Genomic DNA, 6,000 nt, shown 5'->3' with positions numbered 1-6,000 from the left:
CGGGTCGATCGGGCATCCTCGGCTCGCACCTGCCGTGGGGGGACCCGCGTCGCGGGTGGGACTTCGTCTCGACCGGGCACGGCGACGTGCCGTGGGAGGACGCGTTCCGCGCGCTCGGCGCGATCGGCTACGCGGGTCCCATCTCGATCGAGTGGGAGGACGCCGGCATGGACCGGCTGCACGGTGCGGCCGAAGCGGTCGGGCGCATCCGCTCGCTCCTCTGGAAGCGCCCCGAGGCGTCGTTCGACGCCGCGTTCAGCAACCAGTAGAGCCGCGAAGGTGCGGTGTGTGCACGAAGCGGCGCGCTTCGCGGTGCAGACGCCGCACCCCCGCCGCGCGCTGAGCCGTCGGGCCCGGGCCACCGCGCGCGGTGGATCAGCTGCTGAGCCAGATCACGTCGGCGGCGGCCGCGGGCAGGTCGACGGGGGCGCCGCCGATCTCGACGCCCGTCGCGGTGACCCGCACCTCCTGACCGACCGCGATGCCGGCGCGCTCGATGAGGCGCAACAGGCCCGGGTCGCGATCGCTCACGCGCAGGATGCGCCCCGCATGCCCCACGGGCGCCTCGCCCAGCAGCACGAAGCTCTCGCGCGCGTCCACCAGGCCCGCGGCATCGGGGATCGGATCGCCGTGCGGGTCGAACCGCGGGTGTCCGAGCCGCTCGTCGATCTTCTGGAGGAGGCGGTCGCTGATGGCGTGCTCGAGCACCTCGGCCTCCTCGTGCACCTCGTCCCACGTGTAGCCGTGCTCCTCGACGAGCCACGTCTCGATCAGGCGGTGGCGACGCACCATCGCGAGCGCACGCCGCTCGCCCTCCGGCGTCAGCCGCACCGCACGGTACGGCTCGTGCGCGACGAGGCCCTGCGCGCTGAGCTTCTTGACCATCTCGGTCACGCTCGACGGCGCGATCCCGAGCTTGCCGGCGAGCACCGACGGCGTGATGGGCGCATCCTGCCACTCGGTGTGCGCGTACACCGTCTTCAGGTAGTCGTCGATCGCGGGCGAGTTCGGCACGGATCGATCGTATTCGGGCCGCTCCGCCGGATCACGCGCCGGTCGCGACCAGCCACAGCAGGATCGAGTTGAGCGCGATGAGGAACGCCGCCGCGGCCGAGCCCGCGATCGTCGTCCAGATGCGGTTGCGGTGGTCGCCGAGCGTGCGACGCTGCGCCGTGAGCCACACGAGCGGCACGAGCGCGAATGGGATGCCGAACGACAGCACGACCTGGCTCAGCACGAGCGCCAGGGTCGGATCGAAGCCGATGGCCAGGATCACCAGGGCCGGCAGCAGTGTGAACAGGCGGCGAGCGATCAGCGGGACGCGCACGCGCAGCAGGCCGTGCATGATCTCGGCACCGGCGTAGGCGCCGACCGACGTGGAGGCCAGGCCGCTCGCGAGCAGGCCGACGGCGAACAGCGTCGCGATCACGGCGCCGAGCCCCTGCGCGATCGCGGCGTGGGCGCCCTCCAAACTGTCGGTGCCGGGCACGCCGGGCAGATTGGCGGCGGCGAGCAGCAGGATCGCGAGGTTGACGGAGCCGGCCACGAACAGCGCGATCGTGACGTCCCACTTCGTCGCGCGCAGGATGCGGCTGACGCTCACGCCGCCCTCGCGGAGCGATCCGTCGCCGAGCGGCGCCATGGGCTGGGGCGAGAAGCGATCCCGCGCGAGAGCGGAGTGCGCGTAGATGGCGTGCGGCATCACGGTCGCGCCGAGGATCGATGCCGTCAGCAGAACGGATCCGGCGTCCTCGAAGCGCGGCACGAGTCCGGACAGGACGGATCCGCCGTCGGGCGGGGCGACGAACACGCCGACCGCGAAGCCGACGGCGATGATCACGAGCAGGCCGATGATGACGAACTCGAAGGTCTTCGCGCCGCGCGTCGACTGCAGCACGAGCAGCGCGAGCGAGACCGCGCCGGTGATGAGGCCGCCCCAGACCAGTGGCACGCCGAACAGCAGGTTCAGCGCGACGGCGCCGCCCAGCACCTCGGCGACGTCGGTCGCCATCGCCACGAGCTCGGCCTGCAGCCAGTAGGCGCGGCGACCCCAGCGGTTCCGGATGCGCCGGCCGAGCAGTTCGGGAAGGCTCTGGCCCGTGACGACGCCGAGCTTGGCCGACAGGTACTGGATGAGCCACGCCATGGTGTTCCCCAGCACGACGACCCACACGAGCAGGTAGCCGTAACGCGCGCCCGCCGTCATGTTGGCCGCGACGTTGCCCGGATCCAGGTACGCGACGCCTGCCACGAGCGCGGGCCCCAGCAGCCACGCCATGCGCGGAGGGCGGGTCGCGGTGCGAGGCTCCGTCGTCGTCATGCGCCCAGTGTGGCAGATTTTTAGGTGCACCGAAAAGCCGGTGCGATAGCCTTCTGCGGTGACGGAACCCATGGACGAGCTGCGCGGCCACGGCGTCGGTCCGTGGCAGGGGGAGTGGCCGCAGGATCCCTTCTATGACCCGGAGCTGCTCGCGCACGGCGATACGCGCAACGTGATCGACCGCTACCGGTACTGGCGCATGGACGCGATCGTCGCCGACCTCGACCAGCGGCGGCATCCGTTCCACGTGGCGATCGAGAACTGGCAGCACGACATGAACATCGGCTCGATCGTGCGCAGTGCCAACGCGTTCCTCGCCGAGACCGTGCACATCATCGGCCGCCGCCGCTGGAACCGCCGTGGCGCGATGGTCACCGACCGCTACCAGCACGTCGTGCACCACGAGGACGTCGTGGCGTTCGCGGCGTGGGCCCGCGCGGAGGACATCCCGATCCTGGCCGTCGACAACGTCGGCGACGCCGTGCCCGTCGACCGCGCGGAGCTGCCCGAGCGGTGCGTGCTGCTGTTCGGTCAGGAGGGCCCCGGCCTGTCGGACGAGGCGCTCGCGGCGGCGTCCGGCCACATCGAGATCACGCAGTACGGCTCGACCCGCTCGATCAACGCCTCGGCCGCCGCCGCCGTGGTGATGTACGAGTGGTGCCGGCGGTATGCGGGCTGAACCGGCCGCGCGCCGCGGCTGACCGCACGGCTTCGACGGGTCAGTCGAGCAGCGGGTCCGCCACCGTGCCGACCACGACGTCGCCGGTGGGGGTCGGCGTCGGCGTGGGGCTCGGCGTCTGATTCGCCGGCGGGGTGGCGGGCTTCGGCGTGGGCGTTGTCGTCGGCGTCGGCTTCGGGCTGCCGGTCGGCTTCGGGGTCGTCGTCGGCTTCGGGGGCGGCGTGCCGGTGGGCGTCGGCGTGATCGTGGGCTTCGGCGTCGGAGTGGGCTTCGGCGTCGGCTTCCCGGTCGGCTTGCCGCTGGGCTTCGCGGTCGGCTTCGGCTTGGGCTTCGCGTCGGGCGAGGTCGTCGGCTTCGGCTCGCTCGGCACGGCGGCGGGGCGAGGCGTCGCGGGTGCGGCGTCGGGCTTCCAGGGCTTGATGACGGGGCGCTTCGACGCGCCACCGAGGTAGATCAGAGGGTCGACGGCGACGCCGCCGACGCGCACCTCGAGGTGCAGATGCGGCCCGAAGCTGCGGCCGGTGTTGCCGACGAGCCCGATCGGGTCGCCCGCCTCCACCCAGTCGCCGGACTCGACAACGCGGCTGCCGTGTGTGAGGTGCCCATAGAGCGTGATCATGCCGTCGATGTGGAGGATCATCACCGCGACGCCGTAGCCGAAGTAGCTCTCGCTCGACAGGATGACCACGCCGGGCGCGGCCGCCCCGATCGGCGTGCCCGCGGCCGCCGCGATGTCGAGGCCCATGTGGCGTCCGTTGCGCGCGCCGAAGCGGTCGGTCATCGTCCCGCCCGCGAGCGGCCAGGTGAGGGTGCCGATCGAGGCCAGGTCGAAGTCCGGGTCCTCCGCGAAGCGCGACAGATCGACGGGGATGCCGGCTTCGATCGCGGCCTTCACGAGCGTGAGGCGCGCGTCGCGGCGGATCTCGTGGAGCTCGTCCGGCGTCGTCGCGGCATAGGGGCTCGCCTCGAGCGCCGGAAGCCCGGCCAGCTGCTCCGCGAGTGCGGTCGCGCCGTCCGGGAGGCCCTCGCCGACGAAGCGCGGCAGCTGCGCCTCCGGCGCGCCGAAGCCTGTGTGCTCCTGGTCGTCCTCGGAGGCGCCGCCCTGAGCCGTGACGTTCAGTGCCGGCTCGGCGACGATCGACACGGTCTCCGCGACCGGCTGCTCGCCCGCTGCCGGAACGGCCGCGCCCGTGGCGGCGACGGCGACCCCCGTGAGCGTGAGTGCCGCCACGACCCGACCCGCGCGTACCGCGAGCACGTGACGCGGACGCGGCGTCACCGGATGCTGTACAGGTCTCGCGATCGGTGGATGCATGGCTCTCCCGGGACCCATCGTGCGCCTCTCGCGTGAGCGAGGGAACCCCCGGGGTGGATTTTCCCGCTGACCGGGGTACCGCTCCCCACCCGGGCGGCGTAGCCTGGCGCCCGACGAGGAGGTCGGCCCATGATCAGCGCACCGCTCATCCGCCCGTTCCTGTGGTTCGACGGCAATGCCCGCGAGGCCATGGAGTATTACTGCGACGTGTTCCCGGACAGCCGGATCGACCGGGTCGACGAGTATCCGGAGGAGGATCTCGACGAGCACTTCCGGGGCATGGCGGGCAAGGTCATCAACGGCCAGTTCACGCTCGCGGGCATCCGATTCGGGTGTCTGGACGGCGGCCCGGCCTTCCGGTTCAGCGAGGCGATCTCGTTCGCGATCGAGTGCAAGGACCAGGAGGAGCTCGACTACTACTGGGGCCGCCTGTCGCACGTGCCGGAGGCGGAGCAGTGCGGGTGGTGCAAGGATCGCTACGGCGTCAGCTGGCAGATCCTGCCCGCCGACATGCACGCCCTCCTGAACTCGCCCGCGCAGGTGCAGGCGATGATGGGCATGAAGAAGATCGACATCGCCCAGCTCGAGGCCCTGACCTTCTGATCGAAACGCTCGCCGGGGTGGCCGACGGCCGCGCGCGAGCGCACCTCGCTGTGACGACCGTCGACCCGCGCTACTCCCGCCCGGCCGACACCCACTGGGGGTCGAACGAGCGGCCCCCGACCACGCGCGGCGCGAGCTCGTCGAGCCGCGCGACGTGAGCGGGCGCGAGCTCCACGTCGATCGCGGCCAGGTTCTCATCGACGCGCTCGGGGGACCGCGTGCCGGGGATCGGCACGACCGGCAGGCCGAGCGCACGGCCCTTGTCGTACAGCCAGGCGAGCGCGAGCTGCGCGGGCGTCACGGCGGCCTCGCTCGCGATCGCGAGCACCTCCTCGAGGATCGGGCGATTCGCGGCGAGCGCCTCGGGAGCGAAGCGGGGGAACTTCGGACGCCCGTCGGCCCCGGTCAGCGTCGCGGCGTCGAACGCGCCCGTGAGCCACTGGCGGCTGAGGGGCGAGTACGGCACGAAGCCGATGCCGAGGTCCCTCGCCGCCGGCAGGACGTGCGCCTCGACATCGCGGCTGACGATGCTCCACTCGCTCTGGACGGCCGCGATCGGATGCACGGACGCCGCGCGCCGGATCTCCTCGCCCGTCGCCTCCGACAGGCCGATGTGCCGGATCTTGCCCTCCTGCACGAGCTCGGCGAGCGCCCCGACGGTCTCCTCGATCGGCACGTTCGGATCCACGCGGTGCTGATAGTAGAGGTCGAGGCGATCCGTGCCGAGGCGGCCGAGGCTCAGCTCGATCTGCTCGCGGACGTAGGCCCGGTCCCCGCGGATGCCGCGCTTGCCGACCCCGCCGCCCGCCACGATCCCGAACTTGCTCGCGAGCTGCACCTCGTCGCGCCGCGTGCGGATCAGCCGCGAGATGATGCGCTCGCTGCGACCCGCACCGTAGATGTTCGCGGTGTCGACGAACGTCGCGCCGCTGTCGACCGCGTGGGTCAGCGTGCGCAGTGCGTCATCGTCCGAGACCGGGCCGTAGATGTCGCTGAGCGACATGGCGCCGTAGCCCTGGGGCGAGACCCGCAGGCCGTCGCCGAGTTCGATCATGTCGGTGGATGTGCGCGCATCTGTCACGC

The 6,000-nt window shown here is 72.1% G+C and carries 7 protein-coding genes; 3 read left to right on the top strand and 4 right to left on the bottom strand.

Translation table 11 applies throughout. The features are described from left to right. Window positions 1–269 (top strand): TIM barrel protein (locus tag RIF89_RS02065; protein ID WP_309067502.1); only part of this gene is annotated, 269 nt, incomplete at its 5' end. Window positions 270–375: 106 nt separating this feature from the next. On the opposite strand, the gene RIF89_RS02060 is transcribed toward RIF89_RS02065, so the two are convergent. Beyond that, complete coding sequence (locus RIF89_RS02060) at window positions 376–1,014, bottom strand: metal-dependent transcriptional regulator (RefSeq protein WP_309067501.1); 639 nt, start codon at window positions 1,012–1,014, stop codon at window positions 376–378. A gap of 31 nt (window positions 1,015–1,045) precedes the next feature. Then, window positions 1,046–2,320, bottom strand: a complete 1,275-nt coding sequence (locus RIF89_RS02055; protein ID WP_309067500.1) for an Nramp family divalent metal transporter — start codon at window positions 2,318–2,320, stop codon at window positions 1,046–1,048. Between the two features lie 70 nt (window positions 2,321–2,390). Between RIF89_RS02055 and RIF89_RS02050 the strand changes: the two genes are divergently transcribed. Then, window positions 2,391–2,999 carry a TrmH family RNA methyltransferase gene (locus RIF89_RS02050; protein WP_309067503.1) on the top strand — a complete coding sequence of 203 codons (609 nt, stop codon included), beginning with the start codon at window positions 2,391–2,393 and terminating at the stop codon, window positions 2,997–2,999. A 40-nt stretch (window positions 3,000–3,039) separates the two neighbouring features. Here the strand turns inward: RIF89_RS02050 and RIF89_RS02045 are convergent, their stop codons facing one another. Continuing rightward, the gene (locus tag RIF89_RS02045; protein ID WP_309067499.1) at window positions 3,040–4,230 is read right to left on the bottom strand and encodes a M23 family metallopeptidase; all 1,191 of its coding nucleotides are present in this window, start codon (window positions 4,228–4,230) and stop codon (window positions 3,040–3,042) included. A gap of 213 nt (window positions 4,231–4,443) precedes the next feature. Between RIF89_RS02045 and RIF89_RS02040 the strand changes: the two genes are divergently transcribed. Further along, complete coding sequence (locus tag RIF89_RS02040; protein WP_309067498.1) at window positions 4,444–4,917, top strand: VOC family protein; 474 nt, start codon at window positions 4,444–4,446, stop codon at window positions 4,915–4,917. Between the two features lie 70 nt (window positions 4,918–4,987). Here RIF89_RS02040 and RIF89_RS02035 read toward each other — a convergent pair whose 3' ends face one another. After that, window positions 4,988–5,998, bottom strand: coding sequence for an aldo/keto reductase (locus RIF89_RS02035; protein ID WP_309067497.1), 1,011 nt, complete (start codon window positions 5,996–5,998; stop codon window positions 4,988–4,990). Window positions 5,999–6,000 lie beyond the last annotated feature (2 nt).

This window comes from Microbacterium sp., assembly GCF_031178525.1.
Classification (GTDB): Bacteria; Actinomycetota; Actinomycetes; order Actinomycetales; family Microbacteriaceae; genus Microbacterium.
Note: the sequence above shows the minus strand (reverse complement) of the source record. Positions and strands in the feature narration are given on the sequence as shown.

Excerpts from the sequence above, each read along its gene's own strand:
- RIF89_RS02050 (WP_309067503.1), top strand. The coding sequence starts at position 2,391 with ATGGACGAGCTGCGCGGCCACGGCGTCGGTCCGTGGCAGGGGGAGTGG.
- RIF89_RS02055 (WP_309067500.1), bottom strand. The coding sequence starts at position 2,320 with ATGACGACGACGGAGCCTCGCACCGCGACCCGCCCTCCGCGCATGGCG.
- RIF89_RS02040 (WP_309067498.1), top strand. The coding sequence starts at position 4,444 with ATGATCAGCGCACCGCTCATCCGCCCGTTCCTGTGGTTCGACGGCAAT.